Raw genomic sequence first — 22,582 nt, 5'->3', positions numbered from 1 at the left:
CTGCGGGATCGGCGGTGCGTCGACGTGGAGCGGCTCCAGCGTGGGCGCACTGCTGTGGTGTGTCCCGGCCCGGTAAAATAGGGCGTCGTGTGCCGTCCCAGTGCGACTTTCGCCGTCTGGTCGAGCGCGTGGCTCAACGGGGCCGCCGCGTCCGACGATGTCCTCGATGCCCTGCTCGCGTGGGGTGAGGCCCATGACGTCGTGGCCGCCGACGCGGCCGCGGCCGACGCGTTCGCGCTCCCGCTGGCGTTCAACCGGGCGGCCACGCCGGTGCAGCTGCTGATGGCGCTGCGTTCGCAAGGAGCGAAATCCCTCCAGCTGGTCCTCCCGGTCCCGGGCGACGTCCGCGGCCTCGGCGGCGGTGGCCCGTTCACCGAGGCGGCGTTGCGCGCGGGTGACGCGCTGGTGCTGCCGGACCTCGGGTTCGGCCTGGTGCCGGAGCCGATCGCCGAAGGCCTGGTGCGCTGGACGGTCTATTCGCTCCCGACGCCGACGACCCCGGAGTACGTCCCGCTCGGCGAGGCCGAGCACGGGCTGACGGACGCGATCCGCGCCAGCGCCGGGGCGTTGCAGACCCTGGACGTGGCTTCGGACCGGCCGGGCGTGCGCGCGGAGCTGTCGGCCCACCTGCGTTCGCGGCCGGACGTCGACTGGCCGGCCGGGACGCCGGGCCGCGCGCTGCGCGTGCTGCAGCGGGCCGAGGAGATCGCGGCGATCCTGGCGATCGCCTCCTCGGACGACCCGGGCGGCGCGCTGTCGGCCTCGGCGTCGACCCTGCGGGCCCAGGCCCTGCGCCCGCTGTCGGACGCGGTCCGCACGGCCCGCTGCGCGGCGGTCAACGAAGCGGTGCGGGTGTTCGCGGAGCAGACGGCCCGCGAAGGCTGAGCGGTTGCCGGACGACACCTGGGCCGCGGTGGCCGACGATTTCGCCGACGGGGCCTACGCGTCGGCCAAGGGGCGCGTGCGCACCTACGTCATGCACCGGCAGCTGCTGGAGCACCTGCCCGCCGCGCCGGCCTCTGTGCTGGACGTCGGGGGCGGGGCCGGTCACCAGTCGCTCCCGCTGGCCCGGGCGGGCTACGACGTCACCCTGCTCGACTCGTCGGCGGCGATGCTGGCCAAAGCCCGGCAGCGGCTCCCGGCCGGGGTGACGTTCGTGGAAGCCGACGCCGCGGACGCCGCGGCGGCGGTCGGCGGGCGTCTCTTCGACGCCGTCCTGTGCCACGGTGTGCTGGGGTACCTGGAGCGGCCCGAGCCCGTGCTCGACCAGCTGTGCCGGTGCGCCGCGCCCGGCGGGCTCGTCTCGATCATGACGGGCAACGCGGACGCGGCCGCGGTCCGCCCGGCGACGGAAGGGCGCTGGGAGGACGCCTTGGCCGCCTTCGACGCCCGCACCGAGATCGGCGTGCTGGGCCTGCCGACGCTGGCCGACACCGTGGCGGAACTGGGCGAATCGCTGCGCAACCGCGGGGTGGAACCCCTTGCGTGGTACGGGGTCTGGCTGTTCGTCGACTGGCTCGACCTCAGCGGCGCCGCACCGGACCCGGCCGAAGCCGAGCGCATCGCGGCCGTCGAGTTCGAAGCCGGCCGGCGGGATCCCTACCGCCGGCTCAGCCGCGTCTTCCACCTCGTGGGCCGCCGAACCTAGCGGGCCGGGCGCTTCGCCGGTTCGCAGCACCCGATCGCGCAGGGCGCGCCGTTGACCGTGCAGCCCGCCACCGGGAACGACGACAGCTTCCGCGGCTGCACCCCGTGCGTGTGCTCGCGGATCAGCTCCACCACCAGCTCCGCGAACCGCGGGTCGGCGCCCGCCGTCGCCGCGCGGGCGAACTTCATCCCGTGCTCGGCCGCGCGTTCGGCCGCTTCGTTGTCCAGGTCCCAGATCACCTCGAGGTGGTCGGACACGAACCCGATCGGCGACACGACCACGCCCGGGACGCCCGCCTCGTGCAGGGCGTCGAGGTGGTCGACGATGTCCGGCTCCAGCCACGGCACCTGCGGCGGCCCGGACCGCGACTGCCACACGACGTCGTACTCGGCGATGCCGGCCTCGGCCGCCACCAGGCGGGCCGCCTCGGCGATCTGGCGCGAGTAGCGGCGGCCGCCCTCCGCGGGCGGGCCCGAAGCCTTGTCCGCGCTCTCCGGCACCGAGTGGGCCGTGAACACCGTGCGGATCCCGGGCTCGTTCCCCAGCGAAGCGTGGGCCGCGCGCACGCCGTCGGCGACCGCCGAGACGAACAGCGGGTGGTCGAAGAACTGCCGGATCTTCACCAGTTCGGGGGCGTCGGGGCCGACCGCCGCGCGGGCGCGCTCGATGTCCTCGTCGTACTGGCGGCACGCCGAGTAGCCGCCGTACGCGCTCGTGGGGAACACCAGGACCCGCTTCGCGCCGTCGGCCGTCAGCGACGCCAGGGTCTCCTCGACCATCGGGTGCCAGTTGCGGTTGCCGAAGTGCACCGGCAGCTCCATGCCGGACGCGGCGAGCTGCTTCTCGACCGCGGCCATCGCGTCGCGGTTGAGCCGGTTGATCGGCGAAACCCCGCCGAAGTGCTGGTAGTGCTCGGCGACCTCCAGGAGCCGCTCGCGCGGCACCCCCCGGCCCCTGGTGACGTTCTCGAGGAACGGCATGACGTCGTCGGGCCCTTCCGGACCACCGAACGAAAGCCACAGCAACGCGTCGTATCCCACCCCGTCATCTTGCCGTTGTGGCGGCCCGCACGCTGAGCCGGACCCAGTTATGAATCGGTCAGTACAAAACTGTGGTACGGTCCTCCCATGGCCAGGCCACGGGAGTTCGACGAGACCGCCGCCGTCGAGAAGGCGATGCACGCGTTCTGGGAACGCGGCTACGAAGCCACCTCGACCCAGGACCTGTGCGAGGCCACCGGACTCGGCCGCAGCAGCGTCTACAACACCTTCACCAGCAAGCGGGCCCTGTTCCGGCGATCGCTGACGCACTACACGGCCACACAGCTGGACAAGCGCCAGGCGATCCTCGACGGCCCGGGCACCGCAGCCGAGCGGATCGCGGCGGTCCTCGACAGCGCCATCGAAGACGATCTCGAGGAGCGCCGCCGCGGCTGCCTGGTCGTCAACACGCTGGCCGAACTGGGCCTGCCGGACGACGAGGTGGGCGCCGCCCTGCGGGCCGACACCGAGCGGAACCTCGCCATGTTCGCCGAGTGCGCCCGGGAGGGCGTGCTCGACGGCAGCCTCCGGGACGGCCTGGAGCCCGCCGAGGTGGCGGAGTTCCTGCTCGGCACCACGTCGGGCCTGCGGGTGATGGCCCGCCGGGGCACCAGCCGCGAAAGCATGCACGCGGTCGCCGACATCGCCCTTTCCGCACTCACCCGCTGAGCGCCGGCTCGCCTCGGATTGCGCACGCCCCAATTTTGTACTGACCGATACACAACAGGAGGAGAACCCATGCCCCTGGCCGTCTTCGTCCTCGGCCTCAGCGTGTTCGCGCTGGGCACGTCCGAGTTCATGATCACCGGCCTGCTCCCCGGCATGGCCGCCGACCTGCACGTGAGCATCCCCAACACCGGGCTGCTGATTTCGGCGTTCGCCGTCGGCATGGTCGTCGGCGCGCCGCTGCTGGCGATCGGGACGCTGCGGCTCCCCCGCCGCCGGACGCTGCTGACCCTGCTCGGCGTGTTCGCGGTGACCCACGTCGTCGGTTCCCTCGCCGACGGGTACGCGCTCCTGTTCGCGACCCGCGTGCTCGCGGCGCTCGCCTGCGCCGGGTTCTGGGCCGTCGCGCTGGCGACGACGATCGCCCTCGTCCCCGTCGAACGGCGCGGGCGCGGGATGGCGGTGCTGGTCGGCGGCCTGACCGTGGCGAACATCGCCGGGGTGCCCGCCGGCACGTTCCTCGGCCAGCACGCCGGCTGGCGGACGGCGTTCTGGGCGGTGGCGGCGGTGACGCTGCTCGCGGTGGTGGGCGTGGCACTGCTGGTGCCGGAGACGACCGGCGGGCCGCTGAGCCTCCGCGGTGAACTGCGGCTCTACCGCCGGGGCCGGGTCTGGCTCGCGCTCGGCGTGATCGCCTTGTGCCAGGCCATGATCTTCGCCGCCTTCAGCTACCTGGCACCGCTGCTGACCGAAACCGACGGGCTCGCCGAGGGCTGGGTGCCCGGGGTGCTGGCGCTGTTCGGCGTCGGCGCGCTGATCGGGATCAGCGCGGGCGGCAGGCTGGCCGACCGGCGGCCGTTCGCGACGCTCTACGGCTGTCTCGCCCTGGCGCTGGCCTCGTTGCTCGTGCTCGCCCTCACCACGGACGCGCTGGTCGCCGTGGCGGCCGTGCTCGTCTTCGGCGTGGCCGCGTTCGGCGCGAACCCGGCGCTGAACCTCCGCGCCTTCCAGGCCGCCGGCGACGCGCCCACGCTCGTCGGCGCGAGCACGACGTCGGCGTTCAACGTCGGCAACACCGCCGGGCCGTGGCTGGGCGGCGTCGCGATCGACGCGGGGCTCGGCTTCCCGAGCGTGGCGTGGACCGGGATCGCCCTCGGCGTGGCCACGCTGGCCGCGCTCACGGTCGCCGCCGCCGTCCAGCGCAGCGACGACCGGGAGCTCGTGGCCGTGTAAGGCTCAGACGCCGAGGAAGTGGACCCCGCCGTCGACCATGATCATCGAACCGGTGGTGGCGGGGAGCCAGTCCGAAAGGACCGCGCAGACGCTCTTGGCCACCGGGTCCGGGTCGGTGCTGTCCCAGCCGAGCGGCGCGCGCTCGCCCCAGCCGTCCTCCAGGTCGACGAAGCCGGGGATGGACTTGGCGGCCATCGTCTTCATCGGGCCCGCGCTGACCAGGTTGACCCGGATGCCCTGCGGCCCCAGCTCCTTGGCCAGGTACCGGTTGACCGACTCGAGGCCCGCCTTGGCGACGCCCATCCAGTTGTAGACCGGCCACGCGACCCGCGCGTCGAAGTCCATCCCGACGTAGGACGCACCCCGGCCGAGCAGCGGCAGGCACGCCTTCGCCAGCGACATGTAGGAGTACGTCGAGATCTCGATCGCGGTCTTGACGTCCTCGGCGGGCGCGTCCATGAACGGCGCGCCGAGGCAGGTCTGCGGGGCGAAGCCGATCGAGTGCAGCACGCCGTCGAGGCCGTCGACGTGTTCGCGGACCTTGTCCGCGAGGGAGTCCAGGTGCTCCTGGTTGGTGACGTCCAGCTCGATCACCGGCGCCTCTTCGGGCAGCCGCTTCGCGATGCGCTCGACCAGCGACATGCGGCCGAAGCCGGTGAGCACGACCTTGGCGCCTTCCTGCTGCGCGATCTTGGCCGCGTGGAAGGCGAGCGAAGCGTCGGTGATGATGCCGGTGATCAGCAGGCGCTTGCCTTCGAGCAGTCCGGGCACGGGTCCTCCAAGTCTTGTTCGGGTCTGTTGTCGGTCAGTGGCCGAGGCCGAGGCCGCCGTCGACGGGCAGCACGGCACCGTTGACGTAGCCGGCTTCGTCGGAAGCGAGGTAGCGGACGGCGGCGGCGATCTCCGACGGCTCGGCGTACCGGCCGGAGGGCACCTGCGCGAGGATCTCCTTCTTGCGCGCCTCGGGCAGCTCGTCGGTCATGTCGGTGTGCACGAACCCGGGCGCGACGACGTTCGAGGTGATGTTGCGCGAGCCGAGTTCCCGCGCGAGCGACCGCGCGAAGCCGACCAGCCCGGCCTTCGACGCGGCGTAGTTGGCCTGCCCGGCCGAGCCGGAGAGGCCGACGACGGAGGAGATGAAGACGAACCGGCCCCACTTGCCGCGCAGCATGCCGCGCGAGGCCCGCTTGGCGACGCGGAAGGCCCCGGTGAGGTTGGCGTTCAGGACGCGTTCGAACTGCTCGTCGCTCATCCGCATGAGCAGCGTGTCATCGGTCAGCCCGGCGTTGGAGACGAGCACCTCGACCGGCCCCTGGTGGTCCTCGACGAGCTTGAAGGCGGCGTCGACCTGCTCGGTGTCGGTGACGTCGGCCTGCACGCCGAACAGCCCCTTCGGAGCCCCCGAACCACGGTGCGTGACGGCGACCCGGTGCCCCTGCTCGGCGAGGTCCCGGGCGATCGCCAGACCGATGCCCCGGTTGCCCCCGGTGACCAGAACCGACCGTCCCACTGTGTTCTCCCTCTTCGTCGCCGTGCGCGGATGTCGGGCACGAGGTTATCGGCAGGGCCGCGGGGTCGCGCACCCGCGCCCGGGGCTCGCCGCGACCGTCCTAAGCGGGTGTTAGGAACTGCTTCCCGACCTTGCTGGTTACCCGCTGGTTGGTCACCGTGAGTCGCAACACAGGAGGTCGACGATGACAACCCGGATCAGCCCCACCGCCGAGGGGGCCGTGAGCGAAAAGCGCGTGATCGGCAACGTGCTGCGCGGCTCGATCGGCAACTTGATCGAGTGGTACGACTGGTACGCCTACGCGGCGTTCACCACCTACTTCGCCAAGTCCTTCTTCCCCACCACCGACACCACGGCCGCCTTCCTGGGGACCGCCGCCGTGTTCGCCGTCGGGTTCCTCATGCGGCCGCTGGGCGGGTGGATGCTCGGGCGGTTCGCCGACCGGTTCGGCCGCCGGCGGGCGCTCGTGCTCTCGGTCACGCTCATGGCAGGCGGGTCGCTGCTCATCGCCGTCACGCCGAACTACCACACCATCGGGATCGCCGCGCCGATCCTGCTGCTCACCGCGCGGCTGATCCAGGGCCTGTCGGTCGGCGGCGAGTACTCCACCTCGGCGACCTACCTGTCCGAAGTCGCCACCCCCGGCAAGCGCGGCTTCTACTCGAGCTTCCAGTACGTGACGCTCTACGGCGGGCAGCTGCTCGCCCTCGGCCTCCAGCTGGTCCTGCAGGCGCTGCTCACCGAGCAGCAGCTGACCTCGTGGGGCTGGCGGATCGCGTTCGGCGTCGGCACGGTCGCCGCGCTCACCGTGATGTGGCTGCGCCGCGGGATGGACGAGTCCGAGAGCTACCGGCAGAACGCCGAAGAAGGCAAGGGTGACCGCGGCACGCTGCGCGCACTGGCCAAGTACCCCAAGGAGATCGCGCTCGTCGTCGGCCTGACCCTCGGCGGCACGGTCGGCTTCTACACCTTCGCCACCTACAGCCAGAAGTTCCTGGAGAACACCGCGCACATCCCGCGCCGGCAGGTCACCATCGTGCTGTTCTGCGCGATCCTCGTCGCCGCCGTCCTGCAGCCGGTGTTCGGGCGGCTGTCCGACCGGATCGGCCGCCGTCCGCTGCTGCTGTTCTTCGGCATCGGCGGCACGCTGCTCACCGTCCCGCTGATGACGGTGATGGGCTCGACCCGCAACCCCGTCGGCGCGTTCTTCCTCGTGCTCGCCGGCCTGGTGATCGTCGCCGGGTACACCTCGATCAACGCGATCGTGAAGGCCGAGCTGTTCCCCACGAAGATCCGCGCCATCGGCGTCGGGCTGCCCTACGCGCTGACCGTGGCGATCTTCGGCGGCACCGCCGAGCTGATCGCGCAGGCGCTGAAGAGCGCCGGGCACGAGCCGGTGTTCTTCTGGTACGTCGCCGGCTGCGTCCTGGTCTCCCTGATCGTCTACGGCACAATGCGGGAAACCTCGAAGACCTCCGAGCTGGAGAAGCGCTGACTGGAGGATGACCGTGCGCGTGCTCCTCGTCGAAGACGACGCGGGTGTCGCCGGCGCGCTCGCCGAGTCGCTGCACGCGCGCGGTCATCCCGTCACCAGCGTCGCCCGCGGGGCCGACGCGCTGCACCACCACCGCGCGGCCGATCTCGTCCTGCTGGACCTGGGCCTGCCCGACCTCGACGGCCTCGACGTGCTCCGCAAGATCCGGGCCGTCTCACCGGTCCCGGTGATCGTGCTGACCGCGCGCGGCGACGAACGCTCGGTCGTGCGCGGGCTGCGGCTCGGCGCCGACGACTACCTCACCAAGCCGGTCCGGCTGGCCGAGCTGCTGGCCCGGATGGACGCCGTCGTGCGGCGCGCGGTGGCCCGCGCCACCCCGGCCGGTGACGTCGTGCGCGTCGAAGACGTCGAGATCGACCTCGGTGCCCGCCGGGTGCTGGTCGCCGGGAACGACGTCGGGCTGACCACCAAGGAGTTCGAGATCCTGGCCGTGCTCGCCGCGCGGCCCGGCACCGCGGTCAGCCGCCAGCAGCTGATGGACGAGGTCTGGGGCGACGCCTACCTCGCGGTGTCGCGCTCGCTCGACGTGCACCTGACCGGCCTGCGCGCCAAGCTCGACCGGCCCGGCCTGCTCACCACCATCCGCGGCTTCGGCTACCGGCTCGGCCGGGACTGACCCCGTGCGCACCCGGCTGCTGGTGGTCCTGGTCGCCCTCGCCCTCGCGGTGGTCGCCGCGTTCGCCGTGCCGCTGCTGACCGCCACCGCCGAGCAGCGCACCCAGCAGCTGGTCATCTCGCGCACCGCCGACGTCGACCGGTTCGTCGTGCTCACCCAGCAGGCCGTCGACACCCGCGACCCCGCGGCCCTCGCGGCCGACGCCGAGCGCTACGCCCAGCTCTACGGCGAAGGCGTCGTCATCGTCGACGCCCGGCGCCTCCCGCTGGTCCAGGCGGGCGGCCTGACCGCGGGCGACCCCGCGGTGCGCGGGCTGGTGGAGGCGGCCATGCGCAACGAACCGGCGCCGCGGGTGGACCGGCTGGACCCGTGGTCGGCCGAGCCGGCCTACTTCGCCCGCCCGGTCGGGACCGGCACCCGGGTGTCCGGGGTGGTCGTGCTGCGCGCGTCGGTGACGGCGGCGGCCGCGGACGTCGCCACCCGCTGGGGCACGATCGGTGCCGGCGCGGTGCTGGTCGCGATGGTGTTCGTGCTGCTCGCCGTGGTGCTGGCCCGGTGGATGGTCCGGCCGCTGCACGAACTCGAAACGGGCGTGCTGGCCGTGGCCGGCGGGCACCGCGCGCACGTCCCGGAACGGACCGGGCCGCGCGAGCTGCGCTCCCTCGCCGCCGAGGTCAACCGGATGTCCGAGGCCGTGCTGGAGGCCGCCGAGCAGCAGCACCGGCTGGTCGCCGACGCCTCGCACCAGCTCCGCAACCCGATGGCCGCGCTGCGCCTGCGCGTCGACTCACTGGCCGGGCGCATCGACGGCGACGACACCACCTACCGGGCGACGGTCGCCGAGGTCGAACGCCTGGAGCAGCTCCTCGACGGCCTTCTCGCGCTCGCCCTGGCCGAGAGCACGGCGACGCGGGTCGCGGCCGGGGGCGCGGACGAGACGTGCGACCTGGCCTCCGTGCTGGCCGAACGCGTCGACGCCTGGCGCCCGGCCGCCGAGGACGCCGGGGCGGCCATCGTGCCGCCGCCGGGGCACGCCGAACCGGTGACCGTGCGCTGCCCGGAAGGCGAGCTCGCCCAGATCCTCGACGTGCTGCTCGACAACGCCGTCCACTACGCCGGCCGCGGCGCGAAGATCACCGCCGACTGGGAAACCGGCCCGGGCACCGCGACCCTCGTCGTCGCCGACGACGGTCCCGGACTGTCCGAAGAGGACAGGATGCGGGCGACCGAGCGGTTCTGGCGGGCGGGCGGCGAGGGCGCGCCGCGCGGCACCGGGCTCGGGCTGGCCATCGCGGACCGGCAGGTGCGCACCCGCGGCGGTGTCCTCGAACTGCGGCAGGCGGACCCGCACGGCCTGGAAGTCCGCGTCACGCTGCCGCTGCAGGAGGTGCCGGGATGACGCTCACCCGCCGCACGGCCCTGCTCGGCGGTCTCGGCCTCGCCCTGGCCGGGTGCTCGACGGCCGGCTACCGCGGTCCGGAACGCCCGCTCACCATCGCCGCCGGCGAGCGCGGCGGGTTCTACCTGGCCTTCGCCGAGCTCCTCGCCGCCGAGCTGAACCGCGCGGAGCCGCTGCTGCACGCCACCGCCGTGCCGACCGAGGCGAGCGTCGCCAACGTCGGCCTGGTGCAGCGCGGCCAGGCCGACCTCGGGCTGGTGCTCGCCGACGTCGCCCAGACCGCGCTCGCCGGCGGAGCGCCGTTCGCCGGCGAGGTGCCGCTGCGCGCGCTCGGCCGGGTGTACGAGAACTACCTGCAGCTGGTGGTGCGCGCCGACGGCCCGGTGCGCGAGCTCGCCGACCTCGCGGGCCGCGCGGTGTCCCTGGGCGCGAACGGCTCCGGCGCGGCCCAGCTCGGCGAGCGGCTGTTCGCCAAGGCGGGGGTCGTGGTGGACGCCCGTCACCTGCTGTTCGACGACGCGGTCCGCGCGCTGGCCGGCCGCCGCGTCGACGCCATGCTGTGGTCGGGCGGGGTGCCGACGCCGAAGCTGGCCGAGCTCACCCGCACCACCCCGATCGCGCTGCTGCCGCTGGGTTCGGTGGTCCCGCCGCTGCGGGCGGCGTACGGCCCGGTGTACGACCAGGTCCAGGTGCCCGACGGCGCCTACCGCGGCGTGGGCGCGCTGAGCACGATCGGCGTGGCGAACCTCCTGGTGTGCGCGCCATCCCTGCCTGACGACGTCGCCGCGGCGGTGGTGCGCCTGCTGGTCGAGCGCGCCACCGCGCTGGTGCCCGCCGAGGCCGTGGGAACGCAGTTCCTCGACGTGCGGACGTTGATCGGCACTCAGCCGGTGCCACTGCAACCGGGCGCAGCGGCCGCCTATCGGGCATTGCACGGCTGAACTAGATTGGGCGGGTGACCGCACCTCGCCGCCCGATCGCCGAGATGCCGCTGCGCGTGCGCTACCAGGAGTGCGACGGCCAGGGCATCGTCTTCAACGCCCACTACCTGGCCTATGTGGACATGTGCTCGTTCGAGGCGGAGAAGGCGCTCTTCGGTTCGCACGCGGAGTTCCTCGCGCACGGCACCGACGTCGTGGTCGCGGAGGCGAACGTCAAGTTCCGCTCCCCCGCCCGCTACGACGACGAACTCGTCGTCTCGCAGTACCCGAACCACCTCGGCACGACGTCGCTGGTCTTCGACTTCGAGATCCACCGCGGCGAGACCCTGATCGCGGCGGCGACCGTCCGGTACGTGTTCGTCGACCCCGTCACGCAGCGCCCGGCCGCGCCGCCCGAACCGGTCCGCAAGGTCTACGCGGCCCTGCTCGGGGACTGAGCCCGTGTTCCGCGTTCTCTTCTACCACCCGGAAATCCCGCCCAACACCGGCAACGCGATCCGCCTGGCCGCCAACACCGGCTGCGAGCTGCACCTGGTCGAACCGCTCGGGTTCACCCTGGAGGACAAGCAGCTGCGCCGGGCCGGGCTCGACTACCACGACCTGGCGCGCGTCCACGTCCACGCGTCGCTGGCCGCGGCCTGGGAGGCGCTGCTGCCGTCGAAGGTCTACGCCTTCACCGCCTCGGGGACGCGGCTGTACACCGACGTCGCCTACGCACCGGGCGACGTCCTGATGTTCGGGCCGGAGTCGGCCGGACTGCCCGTGGAGGTGCAGGAAGCGCCCGAGGTGACCGAGCGCGTGCGGCTGCCGATGCGGCCGTCCAACCGGTCGCTCAACCTCGCCAACACCGCGGCCATCACCGTCTACGAAGCGTGGCGCCAGAACGGCTTCCGGTAGGTTCGCCGGATGCGACAGCAGTTCCTGGGGGCGCTCATCGGCGCCGCGTTCGGCACGGTCTTCGTCCTCGTCAACTCCGGTGCCCCGCTCCCCGCGGCGCTCGGCTGGGTGCTGCGCGCCCTCGCCGTGCTCGCCCTGGCCGCCGTGGTGGTCCTCGGCCTCCGCGCGGGCGGGCGGCCCACCCTCGACGGGCGGCCGATGTTCGGGCCGAGCTACCGGGTCGTCGTCATCGGTGAAGTGGTGCTGCTCGTCGCCGGCTTCTTCGTGCTGAGCCTGCTCGACGCGCCGGTGCAGGCCAACGTCGCGTGGATCGCCACGATCGTCGGGCTGCACTTCGTCGCGCTCGCGTCGGCGTGGAAGACCCGCTCGATCCTCGTGGTCGGCGTGGTGCTGACCGTGCTCGGCGTCGCCGGGCTCGCCCTGCTCGGCAGCGCCGCGGCGTGGGTGCCGTTCCTCAGCGGCGTGCTCTCCGGGGTGACCCTGCTCGGCGGAAGCCTCTACGGCGTCCGCCGAGCCTGAGTCACGGCAGTCTCTGCCCGAAGAAGAGGCTGGCCGCCGCGCCCAGCATGAGGATCAGCGTGCCCACCACGAGCCACGGCTTGCTCGCGTCGGCGTCCTTGAGCTCGTAGCCGATCTGCTCGCCGAGGTCGGCGTAGACCTTCTTCAGCTCCTCGGCGCTGGCCGCCTTGTAGAAGTCGCCGCCGGACAGCCGGGCGATTTCGCGCAGGGACTCGTCGTCCACGCTGACCGGCTGCGCCTTGCCGTCGATGTCGACCGAGCCGTGGGTGGTGCCGAAGGAGATCGACGAAATCGGCACGCCGGCCTGCTTCGCCGCCTGGGCCGCGGTGTACCCGCCCCGGGCCGCGTAGAGGTCCTCCGGGACCGTTTGCTTCCCGTCGGACATCAGCACGATCCGCGCCGGCGGCGGCCCGTCGGCGCCGCCGACGACACTGGAGAAGCTCTCCACCGACTGCAGCGCCGCGAAAATGCCTTCACCGGTCGCCGTCGACTGGGCCAGCTTGAGGTTCTCGATCGCCTTGATCACGCCGTTGCGGTCGGTGGTCGGGTTGACCAGGACCGTTGCCGTGCCGGCGAAGGAAATCAGCCCGAGGTTGATGCCCGGCGTCATGTTCCGCGCGAAGCTCGTCGCCGCTTCCTGGGCCGCCTGCAGCCGCGTCGGGAGGACGTCGGTGGCCTCCATCGACAGCGAGACGTCGATGACCAGCATGACGGTGGCCCGGTTGCGCGGCACCTTCTGCTCGGCGGTCGGTCCGGCCAGCGCCACCGTGAGCAGCAGCAGCGACAGCACGATCAGCACCGCCGGCACGTGCCGGACCCAGCCCTGGCTCTTCGGCGCGACCTTCTCCAGGAGGTCCAGGTTCGCGAACCGCATGGTCCGCTTCCGGCGCGCCCGCTGGGCGAGCACGTACCCGACGGCGACCGCGGCGACCGCGATCAGCAGCAGGAACCACCAGGGCGACGCGAAGCCCGTCAAGCTCATGCGCCCACCTCACGGACGCTCGACGCGGCCTGAAGCGAAAGCGCCGTGTCGCATGGTTCGGTCGCAGGTTTCCTCACGCCACACCCCCCGACCAGCGGCGCTTGCGGGCGACGACGAACCGCACCATGTCGGCGATCCAGTCGGCGTCCGTGCGCAGCGTCAGGTGGGCCGCGCCCGCGCGGCGCAGACCGGCCGCGACCTTCTGCCGGTGGGCGTGGGCCGCGGCCCCGAACTCCTTGCGCAGCAAGGCCGAAGCGTGCACTTCGCGCTGTTTCCCTGTCTCCGGGTCGGCCAGCACGACGGTGCCCACCTCGGGCAGGTCGACGTCGCGCGGGTCGAGGACTTCGATCGCGATCAGTTCGTGGCGCCCGCCCAGTGCCCGCAGCGGCCGTTCCCAGGAGGTGTCGCCCAGGAAGTCGGAGATCACCACGGCCAGGCCACGCCGGCGCGGCGGACGGCGCAGCTGCTCCAACGCCGTCGCGAAGTCACCCCGGGTGCCTTCGGCCGCGCGCGGGGTCTCGGCGAGCTTGCGCACCAGCCCGCGGGCGTGCGCCAGGCCGCCGCGCGCCGGGATGCGGACGGTCTCGGCGCCGGTGGAGACCAGCGCGCCGATCCGGTTGCCGCCGCCTCCGGTGAGGTGGGCGACCGCCGCGACGGCGCAGACCACCAGGTCCCGCTTCTCGCACAGCGCGGTGCCGAAGTCGAGGCTGGCCGAGAGGTCGGCGACCACCCAGGTCTCCAGCTCGCGGTCGGCCACGGTCTCGCGGATGTGCGGGGTCGTGGTGCGGGCGGTGACCGCCCAGTCCATCCGGCGCACGTCGTCGCCGGGCTGGTACGGGCGGGCCTCGCCGGGCTCGGACCCCGGCCCCGGCACCAGGCCGAGGTGGTTGCCCTGCAGCAGCCCGTCGAGCCGGCGGCGGACGTCGAGCTCCAACGTCCGGAGCCCGGCTTCCATCCGGTCGCCGCGCAGGATCGGCGGCGCCCACGAAGGGCGGACGCCCTTCTCGTTCTTCGCCATCGCCGGGTTACCTGACCGGCGCGCCCGCCGGGACCGGGCCGCCTTGGCCGGCCCCGCCCTGCGGCCGGGCCGAGACCTGCGGCAGCGGCACGGTCTGCAGCACGCGGGTGATGATGTGGTCGATCGGCACGCCGTCGGCCAGGGCGTCGTAGGACAGCACGAGCCGGTGGCGCAGCACATCGGGCACGACGTCGACGACGTCCTGCGGCAGCACGTAGTCGCGGCCGCGGACCAGGGCCAGCGCCCGCGCGGCGGCGATGATGCCGAGGCTCGCGCGCGGCGAGGCACCGTAGGAGACCCAGCCGGCGACGTCGGCGAGGCCGTGCTCGTTCGGCGTCCGGGTGGTCAGCACGAGCCGCACGACGTAGTCGACGAGCGCGTGGTGCACGAACACCTGCGACGCGACGCCCTGCAGCCGGACCAGCTCGGTCGGGCTGAGCACCTCGTGCGGGGTGGGCGGGGTGACGCCCATCCGGTAGATGATCTCGCGCTCCTCCTCGGCGGAGGGGTACTCGACGACGATCTTGAACAGGAACCGGTCGCGCTGGGCTTCCGGCAGCGGGTACACGCCCTCGTTCTCGATCGGGTTCTGGGTGGCGAGCACGAGGAACGGGTCGGGCATCGGGAACGTCTGCCCGCCGATCGACACGTGCCGCTCGGCCATGACTTCGAGCATCGCGGACTGGACCTTGGCGGGCGCGCGGTTGATCTCGTCGGCGAGCACGAAGTTCGCGACGACCGGGCCGAGCTCGACGTCGAACCGCTCGGCGCCCTGGCGGTAGATCCGGGTGCCGAGGATGTCGGCGGGCACGAGGTCGGGCGTGAACTGCACGCGGGAGAACGAGCCGCCGACCACGCGCGCGAAAGTCTCGACGGCGAGGGTCTTCGCCACGCCGGGCACGCCTTCGAGCAGCAGGTGGCCCTTGGCCAGCAGGCCGACCAGCATCCGCTCGACCAGCCGGTCCTGGCCGACGATGATCCGCTTGACCTCGAACACGGTCCGCTCCAGCAACTGGGCGTCCCGCGCCGGTGTCGCCTGCTGGCCGTTCCCGCCCTCGGCGTAGCCGGGCTCGGTCACTCTGCCTCCTCCAAAGTCGTGCGCCGCCCCCGCGACGGTGATCACGCGGTGCGACCGTACTGCGCCCCCACGCCTGCGCCGCATCCGGCACGCGGACGCACATGGCCCACGATCAGCCAACACGGTCAGCGGTATGGCACCTGTGAAGCCTTTCGCAGTGGAAACCGGGGAGATGGCCTGGCCCGAGGGCTCGGCGGGAGCGGGCTTGGGCGCTCTCCGACGAGAGCACTGCTCCCCCCTCGGAGCGGCGGGCTGCTCACATCCGAGAGCACTGCTCACACCAGTGGCGCACGCCCGCTCTGATCCGAGAGCACTGCTCTCACTTGTGCGTGAGCGCCGCCCACAACCGAGAGCACCGCTCGCCCCAGCAGCCGACAGCCGCCCCGATTCGAGAGCACCGCTCTCGCTTACGCGCGAGCACCGCCCACAACCGAGAGCACCGCTCACCCCAGCAGCCCACACCCGCCCCGATTCGAGAGCACCGCTCTCGTGTGTGCGCGAGCGCCACTCGAAACCGAAAGCACCGCTCGCCCCGCCGACCCGCGCCCGCCTCAATTCGAGAGCACTGCTCACAGTCGCACGCGAGCGCCGCTCGAAACCGAGAGCACTGCTCTCACTTGCGCGCGAGCACCGCCCACAATCGCGAGCACCGCTCACCCCAGCAGCCCACGCTCGCTCCGCTTCGAGAGCACCGCTCACGCCACCGGTGCACGCCACCCTGACTCGAGAGCACCGCTCACCCCAGCGGAGCACGCCCGCTCTGAAACGAGAGCACTGCTCTCATCCACCCCACGTGCAGCGCTCACGACCGAGAGCACTGCTCACCCCGCGCTGTGCCGCTCGAGGTCTTCCGGTGTGTCGATGTCGTCCGCCTCGCCGCGTTCCGCCGGGACCTCGGTGATCGTCAAGCCGCCGAGGACCCGGCGCAGGGCCGCGTTGTCCACCTCCGCCGGCAGTGCCGCCCGTAGCGCCGCGGTTCGCCAAGCTCCCAGCAGCCACTGGCGTTTTCCCGCCGCGTCGACCAGGACCGCGCCGTCGCCTTCGCCGATTGCCGTCACCAGTCTGTCCACTGTAGACCTTCGAACACCCGGGAGGTCGGCGGCCAGCAGCGCGACCGCTTCGACGTCGTCGGGCACGAACACCAGACCCGCCGCCAACGCGGCCACCGGGCCGGTGCCCGGCACCGGTTCGCGGGTCCACACGACGTCGAAACCGGGCCGGCGCGGGCCGACCGCGATCACCCGTTCGGCGCCCTCCAGGGCGTGGATCGCGCGGGCGAGCAACGGCTTCCCGCCCACCGACAGGGCGGGCTTGTCCACACCGGACAACCTGCGGGCCGAGCCTCCGGCCACCACGATCCCCGCGTAGCGCATCCGGGGAATCTAGCGGCCGAGCACGAGGTAGGTGAAGCCCAGCACGCCCCGGTAGTCGCGGACGTATTCGCGCAACCGCCGGTCGAGCCAATCGCGCACCGCGGCCGCGCGGGGGTCGGCCGGGTGCGCCGCCAGCCACTCCGCCCAGGCGGCGCGGGAGGTCGACTCGAAGTCGTCCCATTCCAGCTGGTCGGCCGTGCTCAGGTGCAGCACGCGCCAGCCGGCGGCGGCCGCGGCGTCGAGCAGGTCGGGCAGGGTCAGCAGGTCCGGGCCGAAGATCTCGCGCGCCGCCGGGTTCGGTGGTGCCGCCCAGAAACCGTCGCCGTAGAGCAGGCGCCCGGACGGCCGCACGGCGCGGGTGAGTGCGGCCAGCGCGTCCTTCGTCGAGCCGAAGACGTGGGCCGACCCGATGCAGAACACGCGCTCGGCGGGCACGGCCCAGGCCGCGGCGTCCGCTTCGGCGAACTCGACGGTGAGCCCGCGCGACCCGGCCGCCGCCCGGCCGCGGTCGAGGCCGGTCCGGTCGGTGTCGACGCCGGTGGCGCGCAGGCCGGGGGCCCGGGCCGCCGCCCGCAGCAGGAGCTCGCCCCAGCCGCAGCCGAGGTCGACCAGGTGGCCGTCGTCCAGGGCCATCCGGTCGAGCAGCAGCTCGGCGTGCGGCTCCGACAGGGGCGTGTTCCAGCGCATCCGGGTGCGCCGCAGCGCGTTCAGTTCGTCGTCCACGCCGCCGATCCTGTCGGCGGCCCCGGGCCGTCGTCGAGCGGATTTCAGCCGATCAAGCGGGTCGCGTACGGCATGATCCCGCCGTACCGCACCGGCGCGATCCGGACCCGCAGGCCGGACTGCGGCGCCTCGACCATCTGCCCGCCGCCGAGGTACAGCGCGACGTGGTGGATGCCGCCCGGGCCGCCCCAGAACAGCAGGTCGCCGCGGCGCATCTGGGACAGCGGCACCCGGCGGCCCGCCGAGTACTGGTAGCCGCTGTAGTGCGGCAGCGAGCGGACGCCGGCGAAGGCGTAGATCATCAGGCCGGAGCAGTCGAAGCCGATCTTGTTGTAGTCGCCGTAGCGGTCGGCGACGCCGCCGTCGCGGATGCCGCGGGTCGGACCGCTGGCGTTGCCGCCGCCCCACGCGTACGGCATCCCCAGCTTGGACAGCGCCCGCGCGATCGCCGCCTCGACGGACGATCCGGCCGGGCCGGACGGCGCCGGGCCGCCCGAGGGACGGCCGCCGCCACCGGACGCGGCGAGCGCGGCCTGCCGGGCGCGTTCCTCGTCTTCGCGCTGCTTCTGCGCGAGCCAGTCCTGGTAGCGCTGCCGCTGGCCCTGCAGGCCGCTGACCTTGGCCTGGGCGGCGTAGAGCTGCTGCTCGACGTCGGTCTTGTTCTTCTCCAGCTGCGCGTTCTGCGTGGCCTGGCTGTCCTGGGCCTGCTCGGCGGTCGTCCGGGCGGCGTCCGCGCTGCTCTTCGCCCGGCGGGCCGCGTCCTGCTTCTGCTGGGCGATCTCGGCGGCCTTGCGGGCCGCGGCGTCCTTGTTGGACTTCTCGGTCTGCGCCTGCTCGAGCCGGTCGAGGGCGTTGAGCCGGTCGCCGCCGACGGCGTCGAGCAGCTGCGCACGAGCGAGCATGTCCTTCGGGCTGTCCGCGCTGAGGTAGGCCGAGAGCGAGCCGACCGTGCTGCCCTGCTGGAAGCTCGCCGCGGCGAACGACTTCAGGTCCGCGCGGGCCTTCTCGATGGCCGCCGAGGCCGCGTCCGCTTCGCCGCGCGCGGCCTTCGCGTCGTTCTCCGCGCGCGTCGCGTCGTCCTGCGCGGTCTGCAGGTCCACCAGCGCCTTGTTGGCCTGCTCCTGCTTGAGCTCGACGTCGTCCTGCAGCTGGGTCAGCTTCTGCTCGGCCTGGGCCAGCTGGCTGGTCAGCCGGCCGACTTCGCCGGCCTTCGCGTTCGCGTCGGCCTTGCCGGCCTGGATCTCGGAGTCACTGGGGTTGGGCGGCGGCGGGGGTGCCGCGAGGCCCGTGCCGCCGGCGCCGACCAAGATCACCAACGTGAGCGTGCTCACGCTGAGTCCCCGGCGGACGCGCGGCACCCCCGGACCCCCGCACCGTCCAAACAAGACCGCCACCTCCGCTCACCAGCGCACACCCCGCGTCACTGCAGTCACACCACTATCACAAGCATCAGCGGAAACTTACACAACGTAGGCACCAATTCCCCTCATTGAGGGACCCCCGCGGTGCCGGCTTTCCGAATGGCGCAGCCCACACCGCGTGTCGTCTTGTCCGTTAAACAGGACACGCGTACTGTTTGAGGCACCGCGAGGTGTGGCATCCCGATTCCGGTCCTACGGTGGGGGTGCGCAAGACTCGCCACCACCGAACCCGACCGAACTGACCCGGGACTCGACCGCCGCACCGGCGCGGAAGTCCACGCCACTGGAGTTAGACGTGACCGCACCTGCCAGCAAGGACAGCTTCGGCGCCAAAGACACGTTGAAGGTGGGAGACGCCTCGTACGAGGTGTTCCGCCTGAACAAGGTCGAGGGCGCCGAGCGCCTGCCGTACAGCCTGAAGATCCTGCTCGAGAACCTGCTGCGCACCGAGGACGGCGCGAACATCACCGCCGACCACATCCGCGCGCTCGGCTCGTGGGACCCGAACGCCGACCCGTCGATCGAGATCCAGTTCACGCCGGCCCGCGTGATCATGCAGGACTTCACCGGCGTGCCGTGCGTCGTCGACCTCGCCACCATGCGCGAAGCGGTCACCGACCTGGGCGGCGACCCCGACAAGGTCAACCCGCTCGCCCCGGCCGAGCTGGTCATCGACCACTCGGTGATCATCGACGTCTTCGGCCGCGCCGACGCCTTCGAGCGCAACGTCGAGATCGAGTACGAGCGCAACCGCGAGCGCTACCAGTTCCTGCGCTGGGGCCAGGGCGCCTTCGACGAGTTCAAGGTCGTCCCGCCGGGCACCGGCATCGTGCACCAGGTCAACATCGAGCACCTCGCGCGCACGGTGATGTCCCGGGGCGGCCAGGCCTACCCCGACTCCTGCGTCGGCACCGACTCGCACACCACCATGGTCAACGGCCTGGGCGTGCTGGGCTGGGGCGTCGGCGGCATCGAGGCCGAGGCGGCCATGCTGGGCCAGCCGGTGTCGATGCTCATCCCGCGCGTCGTCGGCTTCAAGCTGACCGGCGAGATCCCGGCCGGCGTCACCGCGACCGACGTCGTGCTCACCATCACCGAGATGCTGCGCAAGCACGGCGTGGTCGGCAAGTTCGTCGAGTTCTACGGCGAGAGCGTCGCCGAGGTGCCGCTGGCCAACCGCGCCACCATCGGCAACATGAGCCCGGAGTTCGGCTCCACCGCGGCGATCTTCCCGATCGACGACGAGACCGTCCGCTACCTCAAGCTCACCGGCCGCTCGCCCGAGCAGGTCGCGCTGGTCGAGGCCTACGCCAAGGAGCAGGGCCTCTGGCACGACCCGTCGCGCGAGGCCGCCTACTCCGAGTACCTCGAGCTGGACCTGTCGACGGTCGTGCCGTCGATCGCCGGCCCGAAGCGCCCGCAGGACCGCATCGAGCTGTCGGACGCGAAGTCGTCGTTCCGCAAGTCGATCCACGACTACGTCAACGGTGAGCAGGAGACCCCGCACACCAAGGTCGACGAGGCCGTCGAGGAGACCTTCCCGGCGTCCGACCCGGCCGCGCTGACGTTCGCGGACGAGGACGCCGTCGACCTGCAGTCGGCGGCCAACGGCGGCAGCGGCCGCCCGTCCAAGCCGGTCAAGGTCTCCAGCGAAGACCGCGGCGAGTTCATCCTCGACCACGGCGCCGTGGTGATCGCCTCGATCACCTCGTGCACCAACACCTCGAACCCGTCGGTCATGCTCGGCGCCGCGCTGCTCGCGCGCAACGCGGTCGAGAAGGGCCTGTCGGTCAAGCCGTGGGTGAAGACGTCGATGGCGCCGGGCTCGCAGGTCGTCACCGACTACTACACCAAGGCCAACCTGTGGCCGTACCTGGAGAAGCTGGGCTACCACCTGGTCGGCTACGGCTGCACCACCTGCATCGGCAACTCCGGCCCGCTCTCGGACGAGATCTCCGCGGCGATCCAGGAGAACGACCTCACCGCGGTCTCGGTGCTCTCGGGCAACCGGAACTTCGAAGGCCGGATCAACCCCGACGTGAAGATGAACTACCTCGCGTCGCCGCCGCTGGTCATCGCCTACGCGCTGGCCGGCACGATGGACTTCGACTTCGCGAACCAGCCGCTCGGCCAGGACACCGACGGTAACGACGTCTTCCTCAAGGACATCTGGCCGACGTCCAAGGAGATCCAGGAGACCATCGACCACGCGATCACGCAGGAGATGTTCACCAAGGACTACGCGGACGTCTTCGACGGCGGCGAGCGCTGGAAGTCGCTGCCCACCCCGGAGGGCAAGACCTTCGAGTGGGACCTCGAGTCCACCTACGTCCGGAAGCCCCCGTACTTCGAGGGCATGACGCCGGAGCCGTCGGCGGTCACCGACATCACCGGTGCGCGCGTGCTGGCGAAGCTGGGCGACTCGGTCACCACCGACCACATCTCCCCCGCCGGCGCGATCAAGCCGGGCACCCCGGCCGCGCAGTACCTGACCGAGCACGGCGTGGAGAAGAAGGACTTCAACTCCTACGGCTCGCGGCGCGGCAACCACGAAGTGATGATCCGCGGCACGTTCGCGAACATCCGGCTGCGCAACCAGCTCCTCGACGACGTGCAGGGCGGCTACACCCGCGACTTCACGCAGGAGGGCGCGCCGCAGGCGTTCATCTACGACGCGGCCCAGAACTACGCGGCGCAGGGCACCCCGCTGGTCGTGCTGGGCGGCAAGGAGTACGGCTCCGGTTCGTCGCGTGACTGGGCCGCCAAGGGCACGTCGCTGCTGGGCGTGCGCGCGGTGATCACCGAGTCGTTCGAGCGCATCCACCGTTCGAACCTGATCGGCATGGGCGTCATCCCGCTGCAGTTCCCGCAGGGCGAGTCGGCTTCGTCGCTCGGCCTCGACGGCACGGAGACGTTCGACATCACCGGCATCACCAAGCTGAACGACGGCGAGACCCCGCGCACGGTGCACGTCACGGCCACCAAGGCGGACGGCACCAAGGTGGAGTTCGACGCGGACGTCCGCATCGACACCCCGGGTGAGGCGGACTACTACCGCAACGGCGGCATCCTGCAGTACGTGCTGCGGAAGATGACGCAGGCGTAAGGGTTCCGGTATTCCGGAGGGCCTCCCCGCTCGGCTGAGCGGGGAGGCCCTTCCTCATGCGGGGACGGCCACCCAGCGCACGCTCGACACCGACGGCTCCAGCGACAGCCGCGACACCGCGGCCTCCATCTGGGCGTCGTCGCGCTGGTCGCCGACCAGCTCGGCGCGGACCTCGACGGTGCGGTTCTCCAGGTCCGTGCTCAGCACCGACAGCAGCCGGAAGTCCGTGCGGGTCAGGGCCTGCACCAGCAGGGCCCGCACGTGGGCTTCGGCCTCGTCGCGGGTCACCGCCTGGAACTCGTACCGCGCCGGTGTCTCGTCACCCGCCTCCGGACGGCGGTCGACGACACGGCCCAGCGGCCGCAGCACGACGTTCACCCCGACCACGACCGCGGTCCCGGCCACCGCGACCGCGTACAGGCCCGCCCCGGCCAGGGCGCCGACCGCGGCCGAGCACCACAGCGTTGCCGCCGTGTTGAGGCCGCGCACGTTGAGGCCGTCGCGGAGGATCACTCCGGCGCCGAGGAACCCGATGCCCGACACGATCTGGGCCGCCACCCGGGTCGGGTCGGCGTCGCCGCTGGAAGCCAGCCCGCCGAAGCCGTGGGCCGACAGCAGCACGAACAGCGTCGCACCCACCGCGACCAGTGCGTTGGTGCGCAGCCCGGCCATCCGGGCGCGGAACTGGCGCTCGATCCCGATGACGGCACCCAGGCCGACGCCGGTGCCCACGCGCAGCAGCATTTCGAAGATGGTCATTCCGGCTCTTTTCCGGCGTGCGCGCACTGCCGGACAGGGGGCGGCCGAACTCAGCCCCGCCGGAAACCTCCGGTGAGCGCGCGCCCGGCCGTCCGAGG

At 72.4% G+C, this 22,582-nt stretch carries 22 protein-coding genes; 12 read left to right on the top strand and 10 right to left on the bottom strand.

Features of this window, described 5'->3' with window-relative positions:
- Positions 1–87 precede the first annotated feature (87 nt).
- The gene (locus tag HUT10_RS01055; protein WP_176169457.1) at positions 88–885 is read left to right on the top strand and encodes a hypothetical protein; all 798 of its coding nucleotides are present in this window, start codon (positions 88–90) and stop codon (positions 883–885) included.
- A 4-nt stretch (positions 886–889) separates the two neighbouring features.
- Positions 890–1,648, top strand: coding sequence for a bifunctional 2-polyprenyl-6-hydroxyphenol methylase/3-demethylubiquinol 3-O-methyltransferase UbiG (locus HUT10_RS01050; RefSeq protein WP_176169456.1), 759 nt, complete (start codon positions 890–892; stop codon positions 1,646–1,648).
- Here the strand turns inward: HUT10_RS01050 and HUT10_RS01045 are convergent.
- Positions 1,645–2,688, bottom strand: coding sequence for a ferrochelatase (locus HUT10_RS01045; protein ID WP_176169455.1), 1,044 nt, complete (start codon positions 2,686–2,688; stop codon positions 1,645–1,647). The genes HUT10_RS01050 and HUT10_RS01045 overlap by 4 nt on opposite strands.
- An 87-nt stretch (positions 2,689–2,775) precedes the next feature.
- On the opposite strand from HUT10_RS01045, the gene HUT10_RS01040 reads away from it, so the two are divergent.
- On the top strand, positions 2,776–3,357 hold the full coding sequence (locus tag HUT10_RS01040) for a TetR/AcrR family transcriptional regulator (RefSeq protein ID WP_176169454.1): 582 nt from the start codon (positions 2,776–2,778) through the stop codon (positions 3,355–3,357).
- 69 nt (positions 3,358–3,426) lie between these two features.
- The gene (locus HUT10_RS01035; protein ID WP_176169453.1) at positions 3,427–4,587 is read left to right on the top strand and encodes a Cmx/CmrA family chloramphenicol efflux MFS transporter; all 1,161 of its coding nucleotides are present in this window, start codon (positions 3,427–3,429) and stop codon (positions 4,585–4,587) included.
- A 3-nt stretch (positions 4,588–4,590) separates the two neighbouring features.
- Here the strand turns inward: HUT10_RS01035 and fabI are convergent, their stop codons facing one another.
- Both fabI and fabG read right to left on the bottom strand, forming a co-directional pair.
- Entirely contained in the window at positions 4,591–5,358 is a 768-nt protein-coding gene (gene fabI, locus HUT10_RS01030; RefSeq protein WP_176169452.1) for an enoyl-ACP reductase FabI, read from the bottom strand.
- A 34-nt stretch (positions 5,359–5,392) separates the two neighbouring features.
- The gene (gene fabG / locus HUT10_RS01025) at positions 5,393–6,097 is read right to left on the bottom strand and encodes a beta-ketoacyl-ACP reductase (protein WP_176169451.1); all 705 of its coding nucleotides are present in this window, start codon (positions 6,095–6,097) and stop codon (positions 5,393–5,395) included.
- Between the two features lie 184 nt (positions 6,098–6,281).
- Between fabG and HUT10_RS01020 the strand changes: the two genes are divergently transcribed.
- The 7 genes from HUT10_RS01020 to HUT10_RS00990 are packed head-to-tail and all read left to right on the top strand — an operon-like array spanning position 6,282 to position 12,024.
- Positions 6,282–7,592: an MFS transporter gene (locus HUT10_RS01020; protein WP_176169450.1), complete on the top strand. Its 1,311-nt coding sequence runs from the start codon at positions 6,282–6,284 to the stop codon at positions 7,590–7,592.
- A gap of 7 nt (positions 7,593–7,599) precedes the next feature.
- A complete protein-coding gene (locus tag HUT10_RS01015) occupies positions 7,600–8,268 on the top strand; it encodes a response regulator transcription factor (protein WP_176169449.1) in 669 nt (222 codons plus the stop codon).
- A 4-nt stretch (positions 8,269–8,272) separates the two neighbouring features.
- On the top strand, positions 8,273–9,667 hold the full coding sequence (locus tag HUT10_RS01010; RefSeq protein WP_176169448.1) for a HAMP domain-containing sensor histidine kinase: 1,395 nt from the start codon (positions 8,273–8,275) through the stop codon (positions 9,665–9,667).
- Positions 9,664–10,608 (top strand): TAXI family TRAP transporter solute-binding subunit, encoded by a 945-nt coding sequence (locus HUT10_RS01005; protein ID WP_176169447.1) that lies wholly within the window; start codon positions 9,664–9,666, stop codon positions 10,606–10,608. The genes HUT10_RS01010 and HUT10_RS01005 overlap by 4 nt, the downstream gene beginning before the upstream one ends.
- A gap of 14 nt (positions 10,609–10,622) precedes the next feature.
- Positions 10,623–11,045: a thioesterase family protein gene (locus tag HUT10_RS01000; RefSeq protein WP_176169446.1), complete on the top strand. Its 423-nt coding sequence runs from the start codon at positions 10,623–10,625 to the stop codon at positions 11,043–11,045.
- Between the two features lie 4 nt (positions 11,046–11,049).
- Positions 11,050–11,505, top strand: coding sequence for a tRNA (cytidine(34)-2'-O)-methyltransferase (locus HUT10_RS00995; protein WP_176169445.1), 456 nt, complete (start codon positions 11,050–11,052; stop codon positions 11,503–11,505).
- Between the two features lie 9 nt (positions 11,506–11,514).
- Positions 11,515–12,024: a hypothetical protein gene (locus tag HUT10_RS00990; RefSeq protein WP_176169444.1), complete on the top strand. Its 510-nt coding sequence runs from the start codon at positions 11,515–11,517 to the stop codon at positions 12,022–12,024.
- Position 12,025: 1 nt separating this feature from the next.
- Here the strand turns inward: HUT10_RS00990 and HUT10_RS00985 are convergent, their stop codons facing one another.
- The 6 genes from HUT10_RS00985 to HUT10_RS00960 all read right to left on the bottom strand — a co-directional run bounded on the left by HUT10_RS00985 (position 12,026) and on the right by HUT10_RS00960 (position 18,556).
- Positions 12,026–13,006: a VWA domain-containing protein gene (locus tag HUT10_RS00985; protein WP_176169443.1), complete on the bottom strand. Its 981-nt coding sequence runs from the start codon at positions 13,004–13,006 to the stop codon at positions 12,026–12,028.
- Positions 13,007–13,079: 73 nt separating this feature from the next.
- Positions 13,080–14,024 (bottom strand): DUF58 domain-containing protein, encoded by a 945-nt coding sequence (locus HUT10_RS00980; protein ID WP_176169442.1) that lies wholly within the window; start codon positions 14,022–14,024, stop codon positions 13,080–13,082.
- 7 nt (positions 14,025–14,031) lie between these two features.
- Positions 14,032–15,102, bottom strand: coding sequence for a MoxR family ATPase (locus tag HUT10_RS00975; protein WP_176169441.1), 1,071 nt, complete (start codon positions 15,100–15,102; stop codon positions 14,032–14,034).
- Between the two features lie 821 nt (positions 15,103–15,923).
- On the bottom strand, positions 15,924–16,475 hold the full coding sequence (locus HUT10_RS00970; protein ID WP_176169440.1) for a molybdenum cofactor guanylyltransferase: 552 nt from the start codon (positions 16,473–16,475) through the stop codon (positions 15,924–15,926).
- A gap of 9 nt (positions 16,476–16,484) precedes the next feature.
- Complete coding sequence (locus HUT10_RS00965; protein ID WP_176169439.1) at positions 16,485–17,198, bottom strand: cyclopropane-fatty-acyl-phospholipid synthase family protein; 714 nt, start codon at positions 17,196–17,198, stop codon at positions 16,485–16,487.
- A gap of 44 nt (positions 17,199–17,242) precedes the next feature.
- Positions 17,243–18,556, bottom strand: coding sequence for an NlpC/P60 family protein (locus tag HUT10_RS00960; RefSeq protein WP_176169438.1), 1,314 nt, complete (start codon positions 18,554–18,556; stop codon positions 17,243–17,245).
- A 358-nt stretch (positions 18,557–18,914) separates the two neighbouring features.
- On the opposite strand from HUT10_RS00960, the gene acnA reads away from it, so the two are divergent.
- Positions 18,915–21,725 carry an aconitate hydratase AcnA gene (acnA, locus tag HUT10_RS00955; protein ID WP_176169437.1) on the top strand — a complete coding sequence of 937 codons (2,811 nt, stop codon included), beginning with the start codon at positions 18,915–18,917 and terminating at the stop codon, positions 21,723–21,725.
- A gap of 54 nt (positions 21,726–21,779) precedes the next feature.
- Here the strand turns inward: acnA and HUT10_RS00950 are convergent, their stop codons facing one another.
- Entirely contained in the window at positions 21,780–22,484 is a 705-nt protein-coding gene (locus tag HUT10_RS00950; protein ID WP_176169436.1) for an MgtC/SapB family protein, read from the bottom strand.
- Positions 22,485–22,582: the final 98 nt, after the last annotated feature.

Origin of the sequence: Amycolatopsis sp. Hca4, from assembly GCF_013364075.1 — a bacterium.
In the GTDB taxonomy this organism is placed as follows: domain Bacteria; phylum Actinomycetota; class Actinomycetes; order Mycobacteriales; family Pseudonocardiaceae; genus Amycolatopsis.
This window is presented reverse-complemented; position numbering and strand designations above follow the sequence as displayed.

Bases quoted from the DNA above. Each gene is read 5' to 3' on its own strand.
- HUT10_RS01040 (WP_176169454.1), top strand. From the start codon at position 2,776: ATGGCCAGGCCACGGGAGTTCGACGAGACCGCCGCCGTCGAGAAGGCG.
- HUT10_RS01035 (WP_176169453.1), top strand. From the start codon at position 3,427: ATGCCCCTGGCCGTCTTCGTCCTCGGCCTCAGCGTGTTCGCGCTGGGC.
- HUT10_RS01020 (WP_176169450.1), top strand. From the start codon at position 6,282: ATGACAACCCGGATCAGCCCCACCGCCGAGGGGGCCGTGAGCGAAAAG.
- HUT10_RS01015 (WP_176169449.1), top strand. From the start codon at position 7,600: ATGACCGTGCGCGTGCTCCTCGTCGAAGACGACGCGGGTGTCGCCGGC.
- HUT10_RS01005 (WP_176169447.1), top strand. From the start codon at position 9,664: ATGACGCTCACCCGCCGCACGGCCCTGCTCGGCGGTCTCGGCCTCGCC.
- HUT10_RS00990 (WP_176169444.1), top strand. From the start codon at position 11,515: ATGCGACAGCAGTTCCTGGGGGCGCTCATCGGCGCCGCGTTCGGCACG.
- HUT10_RS00985 (WP_176169443.1), bottom strand. From the start codon at position 13,006: ATGAGCTTGACGGGCTTCGCGTCGCCCTGGTGGTTCCTGCTGCTGATC.
- HUT10_RS00980 (WP_176169442.1), bottom strand. From the start codon at position 14,024: ATGGCGAAGAACGAGAAGGGCGTCCGCCCTTCGTGGGCGCCGCCGATC.
- HUT10_RS00970 (WP_176169440.1), bottom strand. From the start codon at position 16,475: ATGCGCTACGCGGGGATCGTGGTGGCCGGAGGCTCGGCCCGCAGGTTG.
- HUT10_RS00950 (WP_176169436.1), bottom strand. From the start codon at position 22,484: ATGACCATCTTCGAAATGCTGCTGCGCGTGGGCACCGGCGTCGGCCTG.